The sequence below is a fragment of the Bradyrhizobium sp. 192 genome (assembly GCF_023100965.1).
Taxonomy (GTDB): Bacteria; Pseudomonadota; Alphaproteobacteria; order Rhizobiales; family Xanthobacteraceae; genus Bradyrhizobium; species Bradyrhizobium symbiodeficiens.
In genome coordinates this window covers 5976709-5993258 of the sequence record NZ_CP064690.1, presented here as the reverse complement: position 1 = coordinate 5993258, position 16550 = coordinate 5976709, and the positions used below count along the sequence as shown (strand labels likewise).

General features: G+C 63.7%; 14 protein-coding genes and 1 riboswitch. Of the genes, 6 read left to right on the top strand and 8 right to left on the bottom strand.

The window, feature by feature from the left end:
* Positions 1-281 precede the first annotated feature (281 nt).
* The gene (locus IVB24_RS28090) at positions 282-578 is read left to right on the top strand and encodes a hypothetical protein (RefSeq protein WP_140480426.1); all 297 of its coding nucleotides are present in this window, start codon (positions 282-284) and stop codon (positions 576-578) included.
* A gap of 107 nt (positions 579-685) precedes the next feature.
* Positions 686-940: a hypothetical protein gene (locus tag IVB24_RS28085; protein ID WP_166468794.1), complete on the top strand. Its 255-nt coding sequence runs from the start codon at positions 686-688 to the stop codon at positions 938-940.
* A gap of 12 nt (positions 941-952) precedes the next feature.
* Here the strand turns inward: IVB24_RS28085 and IVB24_RS28080 are convergent, their stop codons facing one another.
* Positions 953-1186, bottom strand: a complete 234-nt coding sequence (locus IVB24_RS28080) for a hypothetical protein (protein ID WP_094972284.1) — start codon at positions 1184-1186, stop codon at positions 953-955.
* A 166-nt stretch (positions 1187-1352) separates the two neighbouring features.
* The gene (locus IVB24_RS28075) at positions 1353-1550 is read right to left on the bottom strand and encodes a hypothetical protein (protein ID WP_247769736.1); all 198 of its coding nucleotides are present in this window, start codon (positions 1548-1550) and stop codon (positions 1353-1355) included.
* A 351-nt stretch (positions 1551-1901) separates the two neighbouring features.
* Between IVB24_RS28075 and IVB24_RS28070 the strand changes: the two genes are divergently transcribed.
* Positions 1902-2159: a DUF2798 domain-containing protein gene (locus tag IVB24_RS28070; protein WP_162407117.1), complete on the top strand. Its 258-nt coding sequence runs from the start codon at positions 1902-1904 to the stop codon at positions 2157-2159.
* A gap of 643 nt (positions 2160-2802) precedes the next feature.
* Here the strand turns inward: IVB24_RS28070 and IVB24_RS28065 are convergent.
* The 3 genes from IVB24_RS28065 to IVB24_RS28055 form a co-directional block, all read right to left on the bottom strand.
* Positions 2803-2970 carry a hypothetical protein gene (locus IVB24_RS28065; protein WP_094972282.1) on the bottom strand — a complete coding sequence of 56 codons (168 nt, stop codon included), beginning with the start codon at positions 2968-2970 and terminating at the stop codon, positions 2803-2805.
* Positions 2971-3124: 154 nt separating this feature from the next.
* Complete coding sequence (locus IVB24_RS28060; protein WP_094972281.1) at positions 3125-3325, bottom strand: hypothetical protein; 201 nt, start codon at positions 3323-3325, stop codon at positions 3125-3127.
* Positions 3326-3686: 361 nt separating this feature from the next.
* Complete coding sequence (locus IVB24_RS28055; RefSeq protein ID WP_247769735.1) at positions 3687-3863, bottom strand: hypothetical protein; 177 nt, start codon at positions 3861-3863, stop codon at positions 3687-3689.
* Between the two features lie 2064 nt (positions 3864-5927).
* On the opposite strand from IVB24_RS28055, the gene recA reads away from it, so the two are divergent.
* Both recA and IVB24_RS28040 read left to right on the top strand, forming a co-directional pair.
* On the top strand, positions 5928-7016 hold the full coding sequence (recA, locus tag IVB24_RS28045; protein ID WP_094972279.1) for a recombinase RecA: 1089 nt from the start codon (positions 5928-5930) through the stop codon (positions 7014-7016).
* A 789-nt stretch (positions 7017-7805) separates the two neighbouring features.
* Positions 7806-8777, top strand: a complete 972-nt coding sequence (locus tag IVB24_RS28040) for an IS110 family transposase (protein WP_247769734.1) — start codon at positions 7806-7808, stop codon at positions 8775-8777.
* Positions 8778-8979: 202 nt separating this feature from the next.
* Here IVB24_RS28040 and gcvP read toward each other — a convergent pair whose 3' ends face one another.
* The 3 genes from gcvP to gcvT are packed head-to-tail and all read right to left on the bottom strand — an operon-like array spanning position 8980 to position 13391.
* Complete coding sequence (gcvP, locus tag IVB24_RS28035) at positions 8980-11847, bottom strand: aminomethyl-transferring glycine dehydrogenase (RefSeq protein WP_247769733.1); 2868 nt, start codon at positions 11845-11847, stop codon at positions 8980-8982.
* Between the two features lie 17 nt (positions 11848-11864).
* On the bottom strand, positions 11865-12233 hold the full coding sequence (gene gcvH, locus IVB24_RS28030) for a glycine cleavage system protein GcvH (protein WP_140480417.1): 369 nt from the start codon (positions 12231-12233) through the stop codon (positions 11865-11867).
* 9 nt (positions 12234-12242) lie between these two features.
* On the bottom strand, positions 12243-13391 hold the full coding sequence (gene gcvT, locus IVB24_RS28025) for a glycine cleavage system aminomethyltransferase GcvT (RefSeq protein ID WP_247769732.1): 1149 nt from the start codon (positions 13389-13391) through the stop codon (positions 12243-12245).
* A gap of 162 nt (positions 13392-13553) precedes the next feature.
* A riboswitch (glycine riboswitch) is annotated at positions 13554-13644 on the bottom strand.
* Positions 13645-13867: 223 nt separating this feature from the next.
* On the opposite strand from gcvT, the gene alaS reads away from it, so the two are divergent.
* The gene (gene alaS / locus IVB24_RS28020; RefSeq protein WP_247769731.1) at positions 13868-16549 is read left to right on the top strand and encodes an alanine--tRNA ligase; all 2682 of its coding nucleotides are present in this window, start codon (positions 13868-13870) and stop codon (positions 16547-16549) included.
* Position 16550 lies beyond the last annotated feature (1 nt).

The following is a 16550-nucleotide window of genomic DNA, read 5'->3' as shown; positions in this document are numbered from 1 at the left end:
GGCCGGTCGGCTTGAAAATGCCTGACTTGGCCCGATATGATGCCTTGCTTGGGTGTGGGTGGATGATATTGCGTCGGTGTGTCCTCGTCTTTGGTATGGCAGCGCTCGGCCTCGCGCTGAGCGGGTGCACCAAGTGTGGTCCGATCTGGGACGACTGGCTGCATGCGCCGAAATCGTGCAGATCGGACCGGCTCTAGCGGGCCTCGACAGGCCTCTGCGGCCGCGACTGGGATGGCGAGGTGCGGACGATTCGCGCCTTATGGATGATCAAGGAGTGGATGATGAAGCTTTTCCGTTTGGCCGCGGTGCTGGTCGTGCTGGCCGGACCGGCCTACGCGCAAATGCCGCAGCTCAATTTGCTGCAGGACGGTCCGAGCAAGACTCCCGAGGAGAAGGCCGCGGAAGCCGAGCGTGAAAAGGCCTACAAGGAAACGCTGAAGAAGATTCCGGACACCAAGGCGTCCAACGATCCCTGGGGCGGCATGCGCGCCGATCCGCCGAAGCAGCCGGCGGCGCCGAAGGCATCGGCCGCAACCAGCGCGCCGAAGAAGACCAAAAGCGGGACGGCCGCCAACTGACCGAACTCCGTTCGGGAGGCCGCAATGGCGCCTCTCGGACGGGACTCCTCTTCGTCAGGCCCAGGCCCTACATTGTGCTGAGCGTAGCGCGTAGAGGAGGGCAGGACATGGCCGACCGTCCGCGGGATCTCGCCGAGCGGATGGCGCGCCGGCGCAACACCGCCGGCAAGCCGGGCCAGACGGTCCGCGACGGCTATCTGCGCGAGACCTTCACGCTGCCGCGCGCGGCGGCGCGGGAAAGGGCGCAGGCCTTCTTCGCCCGCTACCCCAAGGCCGGCTACATGAGTGCGGTAGAGACTTGGCGCGAGTTGCCCGGCGGCGACATCGAATTCACCATGCGGCGGCTGCCCAGCGCGGACTGATCTCGATACCTGCTAGTCGAGGGTTTCGGCAACGATGCGAATCCGGAACACGGGCTCCTTGGCCTCGTCCAGCAGCTCCATGTGCCATTCGGAATTTTCCTGAAGCTTGCGGGCAATGCCGGCGGTCATGTCGGCGCAGACATTGGTCATCTCTTTCCAGGCCGAATTGCGATCGGCAAACTCCGTCGCCTGGTCCGCGCAGCCCGAGTAACTTCCATTCCGGATTCGAAAGAAATACAGCGGCATGGCTGGCACCGATGGCACGCGTGATGGCCTCGCCTCGGGCCATGGACGCGCGCAGTGCAATCCCAAACCACCGTCAGATCAATTCCGGGCGGCTACGGATGATGTTCCACCGCAGCTCCCAGCCTTTGGCGCTGCCGGTGCACAAGGCGCCATCCGACGCCGACCGTCATCCGCCCGCTTCAGGCTGTCCGGCCGCTCGCTTCAGCTCCCGGTCGATCCGCAGCCGCACGCGCCGGATCGCCAGCAGATCGATCTTCGTCTCGGTCTTGCCGGACTTGACCTGCTCGCCAATGCGGAACTGCCACTGCCAGATTCCAGGAATCGCCGCCTTGGCGACGGTGAACTCGATGCCCCTGTGATTCATGGTGGCCTCCCCACGGTTCACTTCCATGACTGCAAACATGTTGGGCGTCACAATATTCCGGACACAAGCAAATTTTGGCGGTAAGCCTTGGATAATTCGGGGATATCTCGAAAGCGCACGGACGCCGAAACAAGCGAAGCCTCGTCCGAAACACGCCGCACTGCCTGAAGGTGCCGGGTTACGGAACGCTCCGTGGTTCTCCGACCATGAACAGAGTTCCTGGCCTGCACCCGGCTGCATGGGTGCGTCCCGAACAGACCGCAGGGCCGCGCCGGGGATGACCGATTCCCTGCAAGCAGCGGCATGTGCCTTGCTTGGCCTGATGACGGCAAACATCAATATGGGCCCGTCATGCTCGGCATTCCCCGCCGCTACAGTCATTTCGTCTTCGGCATCATCCAGTCCGGACTGACCTCGCTGGTCGCGTCGGGGATTGCGAGCCTGCCCGCAGGCGATGCGATGGGCTTCGTCGGGCACTGGATGGTGTCGTGGCTGATGGCATGGGCCGCTATGCTGCCGATCGTGCTGCTGGCTGCGCCCGCGATCCGCGCCTTCTCGCTGCTCCTGACGCGGGAGGAGAGGGAGCCGCGAACCGCCCGGCAGGCGTGAAAAAGCCCCGCCCGACGAGAGCCAGGCGGGGCCGAGAGTTATTGGAGGCTGAGGTGCTGGGCTGCAACACCATAGCCGCATCACCCTAGCCGGCCCCGCTTACGGCAGCCTGACAGGCGGCAGATTTCCGGGCCCTCCGCCGAGGCCGCAGACTGGCCCCGCACCCGTCCCAATTTCGTCATCGGCCCGCACGACTGCGGACACACCCGTCGGCAAGATTCCACGCCGTTCGGCGCCGCCATGGGGGAAACGTGGCACGCCGACCAGGGGTGGCATGATGGATAAGGTAGAGCGGTCATTCGCCGCCGCGACAGCGGCTGGCTTCGTCGTGCTGGTGATCGGCCTCGTGCTGCTGGCGCTGCTTTAGGGGGCGCGGGCGGTCAGCCGTGCCCTGCGATGATGGGGCGCGGAGCATCCCGCATTGTCAAAACTAAAAAACTGAAAAACAACCCCATGCACAGTAGGCGGCATGGAAATTTCGTTGTTGCCTCAGTGCCTTAATCGTGGTGCTGAAGTGCCGCTAAAGCAATTCTGGCAAGCGCTAGAGCGTTTTCGAGCGAAGTGGACACCGGTTCGCGTGAAGGAAACGCGTCAAAACGAGAATCTAGAGCTTCGGTTCTGATTCAATCAAACCGAAAATGCTCTAGTGGATCTTGATGTCGTTCAGGGGAAGCTGGAGCTCGGCGGCGCGCTCTTCGCGGTCCTTCTTGCGGAACTCGTTTTCCTGGCGCTCGAACTTCATCATCTCCCGATGCGCCGCCTCCAGCAGGGGATTGCGCCTGGTCGTATCGCGGTGCGTGTTTTCCGTCATGATCGAGTCCCCGGAGTTGCGGTCTCATCCTGGAGAAGGCCCAGCACCGCGAAAAGGTTCGGTGCCGCAGGATTACGGAATTCTGACGGCGGCCGGGCCATGCGTCTTTGATGCGCGTCAGCTTCGGTCGGGAAACGACGTTGCCGCAGCCTTGCTATTTCGGCGGTTGCAGTCCGGGGGATTTGGCCCAGTCTTGCAGGTGATTGGCGACGTCGGCCTGGCGGGCCTTCTTGAGCAGGGCATCCCGCTCGGGCCCGGGCGGAAGCTTCGAAGCCTGTTGCTGGACCTGCTTCACCCATGCGGAAAGCCGGTCTTGAAGGGTCAGCTGCTGCTTGTAACGTCGCCGCTTGAACATGGCATGCTCCTTTCCGTGCGAGGAAGGCCGGAGCGCAATCGGCGTTCTCATCACCGATGGTCGCCACGCTTCGGGCGGTGATGGCTCATTTGGGACAATCGACGGATCGGTGTCTGTGCACTTGTGCGCACAACAGGAACCGGTCAGCCGCGGACAGCCCATCAACGGAGGCAGGCGCCTCAAAAGGGATGATCATTCACACGCCGGCGCATCTCGTGACAGAATTGGCGAGTCGATTCCGGAGCTTGGCGCCCCCGTAGGAATCCGGTCGCACGGGACACCGCCGGGATCCTGGATCCGAGCTCATCCTGGCCGCCGCCACACGCGTCTGAGTGAAAAGAGGCCGCCGGCTGGCGCGGCCTCAATGCATCTTGCGACGGAGCTTCCTGAGGAGTTCGCGCTGGTCCGCGATGTGAGCGAGGACCATCTGGCGAATCTCCTCGGCTCGCTCCGGGTTGGGAGCGGGGAGCGGGTTTTCAACCCCATGGTTCGGGCGGGTTACCTTGCGCATCGGCTTTGCGCCATCTGGCGTTTCCATGGCCCCGTGTCCTCATTGACAGGCGGGAGTGCTTGTCTCTCTCTCTCTCTCTCAGCCACCGACGCCCGATGGACTCGTTGCCGGTGACTGGGAGCAGGTGCCCAAAAATCACGCCGCCGACAATAGCATACGACACGGCCGGGCAAATTCGGTCGGCGCGTGAATCCTGGCCGAGTCCTAATTTCCCTCCGCGAGGGTGGAATCAAGAAAGGGCCGCATTCGCGCGACCCTTGCCGGAAAATCTGTTCGGAATGAAATAGCAGCCCCGGCAAGAGCAATCCTGACTCTATCCACAGGCTTGAGGAATCCGGAATAACACGGTGTTCCTTTACCGGAACTAGGTGTCCTAATTTCCTGAAATGAGTGTCCTGCTTAGGACAGTACCTGAATCCAGGTGCTGTCCTAATTGGGACACTCGGAACTCTGAATTAGGACACGGAGTTTTGTGACAGACTGAATGGCAATGAGTCGCAAACGTACCCGAGTAAGCGCGACTGCGATGAGCCCCAATCCCGCCAGCCCCGGATTGGGGCTTTTCGTTTTTCGGAATTAAAAACGCCGCTCGCTTAAATGAAGCGCGAGCGGCGGTTTACCAGCCCCGAGGGGGATAATGCAAAACCCCGGCACCTGATTAGTCAGCACAGGCTGTGCCAGGTTCATTGTGTCAAGACGCGACACTCGCGGAGGGGAATTAGCGCAGTCTTGTCCCACCTACTTCCCGGCGCTCTCGCCTTTAGGCGCGGCGACGTCGGCCTGCTTTTCGGCGAGCTTTATACGGGTGGAAGCCATCGGTGCTGATCTCGGGCTCGCCAATCACGCGCTCCCGCAAGTCCTGGGTGAATGGGTCCGTATTCTCGCTGTCGCGCTTTGGCGCAGAAGGCCAAGGAGCCCACGCTGATGGAGCAAATCCGGCCGGGGGTGACCTACGACGATTGCGCCGACAAGTGCAACAAGTGCGGCATACTGCTATGGCCGCCCTAAGCGCAAGCTCGGGGGCAGCACCATTGCCCATCGTATGCCCCGGCTACGGCGACTCAAATTAGGTCACTGCGATTTTCAAAATCGGCCACCGCGCCCGGAAACAGGCCAGCACCTGAATTCCGGGGACTGGCCGAAATAGGCCACTCTGATTTCCAAACTGAGCCACCAAACGAGGACGCCACCAAGCTAATAATGCTCAGTGGCGCTACGCTGGAACTGGAAATTGCAATCCTCCAGTAGAGATTGGTCAGGGCGAGGCTGGATTAGGTTCAGGGGCCACACGGGATTTCAAGGCAGGCCAGTCACTCCGCGATCGACTTGCCGGGTGACTGGTGCCGGATCGGCCTATTGATTGCTAACGCCCCCGGAGCTTGGCAGCGAAGAGCCCGTGAGAGGCAGATCTGCAACAGGCCGCCCACATTAGGCGGGAAACGGAGCTACTTAGGTCCGTTGTCGATCAGACGCGGGAGCATATCAACGCAAGTCGTCGGCTTCTTGCGCAGGCGCCACCTCAAATTTGGCCACTCCCGAAATAGCCTTTACTGTTTGCTCACCTCGGAGCTCGCAGACCCGGTGATGAAAGCCACTGGTCGACCTGTATGGCTGTTTCAGTCTGGCGCGCTTTCCGGATCATGGCATCCCGTAGGGGGCCGTGGGGAAGCTTGTGCGCCTCGTCTTTCAGGCGGTTGGCCTCAAGTACAAGCCGATCAACTAGCGAAAGCTCAGGCCGGTGGGATTTGGTGCGCGTCATGATGCTCTCCGTGTAGGAGGCGGGAGCGCGATACTCTCAGTCACCGATAGATGCCGATGGTGGGGCGGTGATGGAACCACAGTACGCGCTATGCCTGCAGCAAGCGAGGAATTCCGCTATGCAAAACAGGCCACTCACAAATCAAACCGGGCCACTCTGAGGCCGCAAACAGGCCAGCGCTGAATCCGGGTACTGGCCGCAGGCCAGCGCCTGAATCCGCAAAAGAACATATTGCGAACATAGAACAGATAGGGTACATTGCCTCTATCGACGAGCCGCCTCGCCAATCGTTTGTCCCTCTAGCGAATCCTCGCCATAAGGAGCACGACCCAATGTCCACCACTGCCCTGCGTATCGTCGAAGGATCTTCCATGGACAAGAGTAAAGCTCTGGCCGCCGCGCTCTCCCAGATCGAGCGTCAGTTCGGCAAGGGCTCGGTGATGAGGCTCGGCAAGAACGACCGCTCGATGGACGTCGAGGCGGTCTCTTCCGGGTCCCTCGGGCTCGACATCGCGCTCGGCATCGGCGGCCTGCCGAAGGGGCGCGTCGTGGAAATCTACGGGCCGGAATCCTCGGGCAAGACCACGCTGGCGCTGCATACGGTGGCGGAAGCGCAAAAGAAGGGCGGCATCTGCGCCTTCATCGACGCCGAGCATGCGCTCGACCCGGTCTATGCACGCAAGCTGGGCGTCAACATCGACGAGCTCCTGATCTCGCAGCCCGATACCGGCGAGCAGGCGCTGGAGATTTGCGACACGTTGGTGCGGTCGGGGGCGGTAGACGTGCTGGTGGTCGATTCGGTCGCGGCGCTGGTGCCGAAGGCCGAACTCGAGGGCGAGATGGGCGATGCGCTGCCGGGGCTTCAAGCGCGGTTGATGAGCCAGGCGCTGCGCAAGCTGACGGCCTCGATCAACAAGTCCAACACTATGGTGATCTTCATCAACCAGATCCGCATGAAGATCGGTGTGATGTACGGCTCGCCGGAAACCACCACCGGCGGCAATGCGCTGAAGTTCTACGCTTCCGTTCGCCTCGACATCCGCCGCATCGGCGCGATCAAGGAGCGCGACGAAGTGGTCGGCAACACCACCCGCGTCAAGGTGGTGAAGAACAAGCTGGCGCCGCCCTTCAAGCAGGTCGAGTTCGACATCATGTACGGCGAGGGCGTCTCCAAGATGGGCGAGATCCTCGACCTCGGCGTCAAGGCCGGCATCGTCGAGAAATCAGGCGCATGGTTCTCCTATGACAGCCAGCGCCTCGGCCAGGGCCGCGAGAACTCGAAAGCGTTCCTGAAGGCCAATCCCGACATCACCGCCAAGATCGAGACCTCGATCCGCCAGAACTCCGGCCTGATCGCCGAGCAGATTCTCGCCGGCACGCCGGAGCGCGACGCCGACGGCGAGGAGCCGGCGGAGGAGTAAGTTCTAAATCGTAGAGTTTTTCGCGAGGAGCGGGCGCTGAGGACGTTGAGTTGCCGACGTCGTCGGCGCCCGTTTCGTTTTTGTGATACAAGATATATCCGGATCAGTTGGTGAGACTGGGATCGCCGTGAGTTGGAATCAATCCGAGGTCGTCGCTGCTCGCCGGATGATCATTGAGACGGCAAGATGCATACTTTCCGGACGCTCGTCCCCGGTAGAAGGTGCGAGGACAATAGCAAGGCACAGCGTCAAGGCTCGCCTCGAAAACGATCCCGATATCTTGCCTTTCGTGGGAATCGCTTCTGAAACCGAATCCTTGCCGTTCGGACCCGAAAGAGCCCACTGGCAGGCGCGCGCGCTCGCTGAACTCCAAGGCAAGATCGATGAATCACAAGCCTGGGCGCTTACGGTTGCGAGCCCCCATTGTCAGAGCCTTGTGGCCCGGTCGGGAAGCCTGATGCGTTGGCCCGACGGCCAGGATCGGTAGTGCCGTTAGGCTTGGCAAAGGCGCGCAAGCACCGTGCCCACCATATTTCAACGCGCACAAAGAAGGTGGGCACGCTCCGCTTTGCCCACCCTTGTATTAGCGCATCGGTATAGGATTGGCCCCGTTCCGTGAGGAATGGCCCAGCCCGGGTGGCCACCCTGGCTGGGCCGCCGATCGATCGGATCGATGCCCACCGAAGCCTTGAGGGCTGCGTTTCGTAGCAAGATCGCGGTCGGCACTTCATCGGGACCCGCATGGTTGAACGAACTTCAGGTTCGCATAACAAGGGAGGGTCGAGGAAGATGGCCAAGCGTAACACGATCTGTGCCGGGATCGATACCGGCAAACGCAAGCTCGACGTGGCGATCGATGGCAACTCTGAGCAGTTGCGGGTCGACAACACGGCAAGAGGTCACCAGGCGCTGGTGGAGTGGTTGAAGTGCCGCAAGGTAAAGAGGGTCGGGATCGAGGCAAGTGGAGGCTACGAGCAGGCGGTCGTTGCGGAGCTGCGGCGCAAGCGTTTCGTCGTCGTGCTGTTTCAGCCGAAGCAGGTCCGCGCCTATGCCACGTTCCGTCTGCTGCTGGCTAAGAACGACAGGATCGACGCGGCGCTGATCGCGACGTGCACTGCCGCGGTCAAGACGATCCATCCTGCACCGGATCCGCGGTTGCAGCCCTTTGCCGAGCATCTGACCATGATCGATCAGATCACGGAAGACATCGCAAGGCTGAAGAACCGGCTCGAGAGTTGCCGCGACAAGCGGATTCAAGGGGTTTGGAAGGCGCAGATCGCGCTGTTGGCAAAGTCCAAACGAGCCGAGTTCAAGGCGCTGCTGGCGGCGATCCGCAAGCATCCTGATCTCGCCGCACGGCTCGATCTGATCTACAGCGTCGCCGGCTGCGGTCTGCCGACCGCGGCTGCCGTCCTGATCAGGATGCCCGAGATCGGCAACATCACACGCGAACGGGCCTCAGCTCTCAGTGGACTGGCGCCTTACGACGACGATAGCGGCGAACGATCCGGTGCCCGTCACATCAAAGGTGGCCGTGAGCGGCTGCGTTGGGCGCTCTACAACGCGGCTCTTCCGGCATCCTCCCGATGGAACCCGCAGATGAAGGCTCTCTATACAAGGCTGATCGCCGCCGGAAAATCTCATAAATGCGCGCTGGTCGCTTGCGCCAAAAAGTTGCTCGTCACGATCAACGCCGTGGTCGCCCGCGGAACTCCGTGGATCGCCGAAGCGCCTCAAACTGCCAAGCTGCCCGCCACCTGATCGCGTTTCTTTGTTCGATCAGGCGGCCGTTTCTTCGTCCCGACCTTCCGCCTGGACGACGCCGTGCGCCGCGGCCGTCAAGGTTGGCCGTCGCGAACGCCCCGCGTCAAACTCGCTGCCGCCAGGCCACACCTTGACGGCTGCAAGCCCGGCGTCATGCTTGCGGAAAATCGGGAGAACCTTAATGGTTGCTACGAATCCGTTACTCCGCCGCTTCCGCGTAATCGCTCACCGGCGGGCAGGAGCACACCAGATTGCGGTCGCCGTAGACGTTGTCGACGCGGCCGACCGGGCTCCAGTATTTGTCGGTGCGCGAGCTGCCGGCGGGGAAGCAGCCTTCGGCGCGGGTGTAGGCCCGCTTCCAATCATCGTCCGCGATGTCGTGCACCGTGTGCGGGGCATGGCGCAGCGGTGACGCTTCGATCTTGAAGCGGCCGGCCTCGACCTCGGCGATCTCCTTGCGGATCGCGATCATGGCATCACAAAAACGATCCAGTTCGGCCTTCGATTCCGATTCGGTCGGTTCGATCATCAGCGTGCCCGGCACCGGGAAGCTCATGGTCGGCGCGTGGAAGCCGTAGTCGATCAGGCGCTTGGCGATGTCGTCGACGGTGACGCCGGACGTGGGCTTGAGCGGACGGGGATCGACGATGCACTCATGCGCGACGCGGCCTTTCTCGTTCTTGTAGAGCACCGGGAAGTGCGGATCGAGGCGTGCTGCGATGTAGTTGGCGTTGAGGATCGCGATCTCCGTGGCGCGCTTCAGGCCTTCGCCGCCCATCATCAGGATATAGATGTAGGAGATGGTCAGGATCGATGCCGAGCCGAACGGGGCGGCCGAGACCGGGCCGACCGGTGCGTCAGCCTTTGTCGCGGGATGACCAGGCAGGAACGGCGCCAGATGTGCCTTGACGCCGATCGGGCCCATGCCGGGGCCGCCGCCGCCATGCGGGATGCAGAAGGTCTTGTGCAGATTGAGATGGCTGACATCGGCGCCGTAATCGCCGGGCCTGCTCAGGCCGACTTGCGCATTGAGGTTGGCGCCGTCCAGATACACCTGGCCGCCATGGCCGTGCACGATGTCGCAGATCTCGCGGATGTGCTCCTCGAACACGCCGTGGGTCGAGGGATAGGTGATCATGACCGCGGCGAGATTGGCCGAATGCTTTTCGGCCTTGGCGCGGAGATCATTGACGTCGACGTCGCCGTTCTTCTCGCAGGCGACGACCACGACGTCCATGCCGACCATCGCGGCCGAGGCCGGGTTGGTGCCGTGGGCGGAGGAGGGGATCAGGCAGATCTTGCGGTGCGCCTCGCCGCGCGCGGCATGATAGCCGCGGATGGCCAAAAGCCCGGCATATTCGCCCTGCGCGCCCGAATTCGGCTGCAGCGAGATCGCGTCATAACCGGTGATGTCGCACAGCCATTTTTCCAGCCGCGCGAACAGCGCGTGATAGCCGGCCGCCTGCTCGCGCGGGACGAACGGATGCAGCGTCGCAAACTCCGGCCAGGTCAGCGGCATCATCTCGGTGGTCGCGTTCAGCTTCATGGTGCACGAGCCGAGCGGAATCATCGCGCGGTCGAGCGCGAGGTCGCGGTCGCTGAGCTTGCGCATGTAGCGCAGCATCTCGGTCTCCGAGCGATGCGCGTGGAACACGGGATGGCTCAGGAACGCGGTGGTGCGCTTCAAATCGTCCGGCAGCGCCTCGCGCGTCTCCGCGTCGACCTCGGCGTAAGCAAGCGTGCCGCCGAAGGCACGCCAGACTGCTTCGACCGTCGCTGATGTCGTGGTCTCGTCGAGCGCGATGCGCAGATTCGTCTCGCCCACACCGAGATTGATCTTCTCAGCTGCTGCGCGGGCGACGATCTCGGCGCGCTTGGCGCCTGCATCGACGCTGATTGTGTCGAAGAAGTTCTCGCTATCAGGCGCGAAGCCGAGCTTGCGCAGGCCGGCGGCCAGCACGGCGGCGCGGCGATGCACATTGCGCGCGATCTGCGTCAGGCCTTCCGGGCCGTGATAGACCGCGTACATCGAGGCGATCACGGCGAGCAGAACCTGCGCGGTGCAGATGTTCGACGTCGCCTTCTCGCGGCGGATGTGCTGCTCGCGGGTCTGCAGCGCGAGCCGGTAGGCGGGCATCCCGCGCGAATCGACGGAGAGGCCGACGATGCGGCCGGGCAGCGAGCGCTTCAGCGCATCGCGCACCGCCATATAGGCCGCGTGCGGTCCGCCATAACCCATCGGCACGCCAAAACGCTGCGCCGAGCCGATCGCGATGTCGGCGCCGAGCTCGCCGGGCGAGGCGAGCAGCGTCAGGGCCAGCAGGTCGGCCGCAACGATCGCGAGCGCGCCCTTGGCCTTCAGTGTCGCGATCGCGGGCCGGAGGTCGCGCACTGCGCCGGAAGAGCCCGGATATTGCAGCAGCGCGCCGAGCACGTCGCTCTTGTCGAGATCGGTGAGGGGATCGCCGACGATCAGCGTCCAACCGAGCGGCTCGGCGCGGGTGCGCATCACGGCCAGCGTCTGCGGATGCACGTCCTTGTCGACGAAGAAGGCTTGCGCCTTGACCTGCGAGTGCCGCTCGGCGAGCGCCATCGCTTCCGCTGCGGCGGTGGCCTCGTCGAGCAGCGAGGCGTTGGCGACGTCGAGCCCGGTGAGGTCGCAGATCATGGTCTGGAAGTTGAGCAGTGCCTCCAGCCGGCCCTGGCTGATCTCGGGCTGATAGGGCGTGTAGGCCGTGTACCAGGCCGGGTTCTCCAGGATGTTGCGCTGGATCACCGCGGGCAGGATCGTGCCGGAATAGCCTTGGCCGATCAGCGAGGTGAAGACCTGATTTTGGGCAGCGAGCTCGGCCATATGCGCGATCGCCTCGGTCTCGCTCAAGGGCTTGCCGAGATCGAGCGGGGTGGCCTGCCGGATCGAGGCCGGCAGCGTCTCCGCCATCAGCGCGTCGACGCTTTTCGCGCCGACGGTTTCGAGCATGGCGGTGACGTCGCGCGCCGACGGGCCGATATGGCGGCGAACGAAACTGGCGGCGGTGTCGCCGTTGGTCTTGCGGTGCGCGGTCATCGCTTGCTCCATCGTCCTTAAGCCGTATGCGTCTTGTAGGCGGCTTCATCCATGAGGCCGCCGAGCTCGCTCCTGTCGGCCATCTTGATCTTGAAGAACCAGGCCTTGCCTTGCGCGTCCGAGTTCACCAGCGCCGGCTCGGCCACGAGCTCGGCATTGGTTTCGAGCACTTCGCCGGTCACAGGCGCGTAGACGTCGGAGGCGGCCTTGACCGATTCGACGACGGCGGCGGCTTCCGCCTTCTTCAGCGCGCGGCCGACCTTGGGCAATTCGACGAACACGACGTCGCCGAGCTGCGACTGCGCGTAGTCGGTGATCCCGACGGTGGCGACGTCACCGTCGATAGCGAGCCATTCATGGTCGGAGGTGTACAGCGTGGTGGTCATTGTCGATCCTCAGCGTTTGTAGGTGTTCTTGACGAAAGGCATGGCCGCGACCTGCACGGCCAAGCGCTGGCCGCGCACTTCGGCGAACAGGTTGGTGCCGAGCGCGCTTTGGCTCGTGGGCACATAACCCATCGCGACCGGCGCATTCAGGCTCGGGCCGAAACCGCCCGAGGTGACTTGTCCGATCGGCTCGCCGCCCGCGCCGTCGGCGAACAGCAGCGCGCCCTCGCGGACCGGCGCGCGTCCCTGGGCGAGCAGGCCGACACGGCGGCGGGCCGCGCCGTGATCGAAATGAGCGAGGATTTTTTCGGCACCGGGAAAGCCGCCGGCGCGCGCGCCGCCGCTGCGGCGGGACTTCTGCACCGACCATTCCAGCGCGGCCTCGACCGGCGTGGTCGCGGTGTCGATGTCGTGGCCGTAGAGGCAGAGCCCGGCCTCCAGCCGCAGGCTGTCACGGGCGCCCAGGCCGATCGGCAGCACGTCCGGATTGTCCAGCAGCGTTTTGGCGAGACGCTCGGCATCGGCCGCCGGAACCGAGATTTCAAAACCGTCCTCGCCGGTATAGCCGGAGCGCGAGACGAAGCAGTCGATGCCGGCAACCTTGCGCGGGCCGGAATCCATGAACTTCATGGCGGGCGCCTCTGCACACAATTTCGCCAGCGCGGCCTCGGCCTTCGGCCCCTGCAGCGCGATCAGCGCGCGATCTGCGAGCGGCTCGATGACGCAGTCGCTGGAGAGATTCGCGCGCAGATGGGCCTCGTCCGCTTCCTTGCAAGCGGCGTTGACGACCAGAAAGAGGTGATCGCCGAAATTGGCGACCATGAGATCGTCGAGAATTCCGCCGTCTTCATTGGTGAACTGGGCGTAGCGCTGCCGCCCCGGCGCGATCGCGACGATATCCTGCGGCACCAGCCGTTCCAGCGCGCGGGCGGCGTCCTCGACCCTGCCGGATTTCGGCCGGAGCGCGATCTGGCCCATATGGGAGACGTCGAACAGGCCGGCGGAGACCCGGGTATGGAGGTGCTCCTTCAGCACGCCCGCGGGGTATTGCACGGGCATGTCATAGCCCGCGAATGGCACCATCTTGCCGCCCAGGGAGACATGAAGCCCATGAAGGGGCGTACGTTTCAGGGAATCTTGGTCGTCGCGCGCTAGCATCACAGGGGCCCTCGGTGGTTCCCCCGGGAGGATTCCCTGAGGACACCAGTCGAAGCCCCATCTGTCGCTGTGCCTGAGAGTATTATCCCGTCGGCGGGAGCCATCCGGGCAAACCTTCCTTAAAAGGTATTTGCCCGTCGGCGCCTCTTTCCAGATGCTGTCAAAGCCACGCGGTCCTTTTGCCTGAGAGTTTCCGGGGCGGTTGCTCCTTCGGCGCCGGCTGCCTAAAGCCGGTCTCTCCCGACGTGGCCGTACGATACAGATGGGTAAAGACCACAGCGGGGCCAAGCCTGTCAACGCGTCCGCGCGTCCTATCCAACGGGATTGAGCGCCTGCGGCAACCCTCTGATCTCTCTGCACAGTTTCTGGACAGCGCAGCTGGCCTTGTCTAAAAGCGCTTTGGCCCGCAGATATCAGCCTCAACGTTACGGTTTGGATGGCGAGAAGCGGGTCCAGGCACACCCGATTGGATGAACATGAGCGGCGTCAACGAGATCAGGTCGACCTTTCTGAACTTCTTTGCCGAGAACGGCCACGAGATCGTGTCGTCCTCGCCATTGGTGCCGCGCAACGACCCGACATTGATGTTCACCAATGCCGGCATGGTGCAGTTCAAGAACGTCTTCACCGGCGTCGAGAAGCGGCCCTATCAGCGCGCCACCACGTCGCAGAAATGCGTTCGCGCCGGCGGCAAGCACAACGACCTCGACAATGTCGGCTACACCGCGCGCCATCTCACCTTCTTCGAGATGCTCGGCAACTTCTCGTTCGGCGACTATTTCAAGGAGCGCGCGATCGAGCTGGCCTGGAAGCTGATCACCAAGGAATACGGGCTAAAGAAGGACAAGCTGCTCGTCACCGTCTATCACACCGACGACGAGGCGGCCGGCCTCTGGAAGAAGATCGCCGGCTTCTCCGAGGATCGCATCATCCGCATCCCGACCTCGGACAATTTCTGGGCGATGGGCGACACCGGTCCGTGCGGCCCGTGCTCGGAGATCTTCATCGACCGCGGCGATCACATCTGGGGCGGCCCGCCAGGCTCGCCGGAAGAGGACGGCGACCGCTTTCTCGAATTCTGGAATCTCGTGTTCATGCAATACGAGCAGGTGACGAAGGAGGAGCGCGTGGATCTGCCGCGTCCCTCGATCGACACCGGCATGGGGCTGGAGCGCATGGCCAGCATCATGCAGGGCGTCGACAGCGTGTTCGAGACCGATCTGTTCCGTCATCTGATCGACGCGACCTCGTCGGCGCTGGGCCACGGGCCGAACGAGCAGACCGTCGCCTCGTTCCGCGTCATCGCCGACCATCTGCGTTCCTCGGCCTTCCTGGTCGCGGACGGCGTGCTGCCCTCGAACGAGGGCCGCGGTTACGTGCTGCGCCGGATCATGCGCCGAGCGATGCGCCATGCGCAGCTGCTGGGTGCGAAGGAGCCGCTGATGCATCGCCTGGTCTGGGCGCTGGTGCGCGAGATGGGCCAGGCCTATCCCGATTTGATGCGCGCGGAAAACCTGATCGAGGAAACGCTGCGGCTGGAAGAGACCCGCTTCCGCAAGACGCTGACCCGCGGCCTTGCCATCCTCGACGAGAAGAGCGCGTCCTTGAAGAAGGGCGACATGTTCGACGGCGACGTCGCCTTCACGCTGTACGACACCTATGGTTTTCCGTTGGACCTGACGCAGGACGCGCTGAAGTCGCGCGGCATCAGCGTCGACCAGGCCTCGTTCACCGACGCGATGGAGCGCCAGAAGGCCAAGGCGCGCGAGTCCTGGAAGGGCTCGGGCGAAGCCGCCTCTGAAGCGATCTGGTTTCCGCTGCGCGAAAAGTTGGGCGCGACCGAATTCCTGGGCTACGAGACCGAGAGCGCCGAAGGCGTGGTGACCGCGCTGGTGAAGGACGGCAAGGAAGCCACGAGCCTCAAGGCCGGCGAGACCGGTGCGATCGTGCTGAACCAGACGCCGTTCTACGCGGAATCGGGCGGCCAGGTCGGAGACACAGGCGTGCTCACGGGCGAGGGCGGCATCAAGTTCCGCGTCACCGACACGCAGAAGAAGCTCGGCGATTTCTTCGTTCACGTTGGCAAGGTCGAGAGCGGCGAGCTGAAGCTCGGCACAGCGCTCCAGCTCGAGGTCGATCATTCCAGGCGCTTCTCGATCCGCGCGCATCACTCGGCAACGCATCTCATCCACGAGGCGCTACGCCAGGTGCTCGGCGACCACATCGCCCAGCGCGGCTCGATGGTCGCGCCGGACCGCCTGCGCTTCGACTTCGTGCATCCGAAGCCGATCACGGCGGAGGAGCTGGCCCGCGTCGAGGACATCGCCAACGACGTGGTGCTTGAGAATGACGAGGTCACGACGCGCGTGATGGGCGTTGACGAGGCCCGCGAAGCCGGGGCGCGCGCGCTGTTCGGCGAGAAATATGGCGACGAGGTTCGCGTCGTCTCGATGGGCAGGACCGCGCGCGAGCGCGGCACCAACGCGCTCGGCTGGTCGGTCGAGCTCTGCGGCGGCACGCATGTCAAGCGCACCGGAGATATCGGCCTGATCACGCTCACCGGCGAGAGCGCGGTTGCTTCGGGCGTGCGCCGCATCGAGGCGCTGACCGGCAATTACGCGCGCAGGCACGCCAACGAGACCATGGCGCTGGCCAAGACCGCGGCGAACGAGCTGCGCACCTCGATCGACGACGTCCCCGCGCGCATCACCGCGCTGATGGACGAGCGCAAGAAGCTCGAACGCGAGCTCTCCGACGCCCGCAAGAAGCTGGCGATGGGCGGCGGTGCGTCCGCCGGCAGCAATGGTGCAGCCACGGGCGTGCGTGAGGTCGGCGACGTCAAGCTGATGGCGCGCGCGGTCGAGGGTATCGAGATGAAGGATCTCAAGAGCCTCGCCGACGACGGCAAGAAGCAGATCGGCTCGGGCGTGGTCGCCATCGTCGGCGTCACCGAGGACGGCAAGGCCGGCGTGGTGGTCGGCGTCACCGCCGACCTCACCGCGCGCTTCAACGCCGTGAACCTGGTCAAGATTGCTTCCGAAGCGCTCGGCGGCAAGGGCGGCGGCGGCCGGCCCGACATGGCGCAGGCCGGCGGCCCCGATGGAGCCAAGGCAACCGAGGCGCTGGCGGCGATCGAAAAAGCAATGGCAGGCGCGTAAA

What these genes read in the sequence shown, in the direction of transcription:
- IVB24_RS28090 (WP_140480426.1), top strand. Translation starts at nt 282, where the DNA reads ATGAAGCTTTTCCGTTTGGCCGCGGTGCTGGTCGTGCTGGCCGGACCG.
- IVB24_RS28085 (WP_166468794.1), top strand. Translation starts at nt 686, where the DNA reads ATGGCCGACCGTCCGCGGGATCTCGCCGAGCGGATGGCGCGCCGGCGC.
- IVB24_RS28080 (WP_094972284.1), bottom strand. Translation starts at nt 1,186, where the DNA reads ATGCCGCTGTATTTCTTTCGAATCCGGAATGGAAGTTACTCGGGCTGC.
- IVB24_RS28075 (WP_247769736.1), bottom strand. Translation starts at nt 1,550, where the DNA reads ATGAATCACAGGGGCATCGAGTTCACCGTCGCCAAGGCGGCGATTCCT.
- IVB24_RS28070 (WP_162407117.1), top strand. Translation starts at nt 1,902, where the DNA reads ATGCTCGGCATTCCCCGCCGCTACAGTCATTTCGTCTTCGGCATCATC.
- IVB24_RS28065 (WP_094972282.1), bottom strand. Translation starts at nt 2,970, where the DNA reads ATGACGGAAAACACGCACCGCGATACGACCAGGCGCAATCCCCTGCTG.
- IVB24_RS28060 (WP_094972281.1), bottom strand. Translation starts at nt 3,325, where the DNA reads ATGTTCAAGCGGCGACGTTACAAGCAGCAGCTGACCCTTCAAGACCGG.
- IVB24_RS28055 (WP_247769735.1), bottom strand. Translation starts at nt 3,863, where the DNA reads ATGGAAACGCCAGATGGCGCAAAGCCGATGCGCAAGGTAACCCGCCCG.
- recA (WP_094972279.1), top strand. Translation starts at nt 5,928, where the DNA reads ATGTCCACCACTGCCCTGCGTATCGTCGAAGGATCTTCCATGGACAAG.
- IVB24_RS28040 (WP_247769734.1), top strand. Translation starts at nt 7,806, where the DNA reads ATGGCCAAGCGTAACACGATCTGTGCCGGGATCGATACCGGCAAACGC.
- gcvP (WP_247769733.1), bottom strand. Translation starts at nt 11,847, where the DNA reads ATGACCGCGCACCGCAAGACCAACGGCGACACCGCCGCCAGTTTCGTT.
- gcvH (WP_140480417.1), bottom strand. Translation starts at nt 12,233, where the DNA reads ATGACCACCACGCTGTACACCTCCGACCATGAATGGCTCGCTATCGAC.
- gcvT (WP_247769732.1), bottom strand. Translation starts at nt 13,391, where the DNA reads ATGCTAGCGCGCGACGACCAAGATTCCCTGAAACGTACGCCCCTTCAT.
- alaS (WP_247769731.1), top strand. Translation starts at nt 13,868, where the DNA reads ATGAGCGGCGTCAACGAGATCAGGTCGACCTTTCTGAACTTCTTTGCC.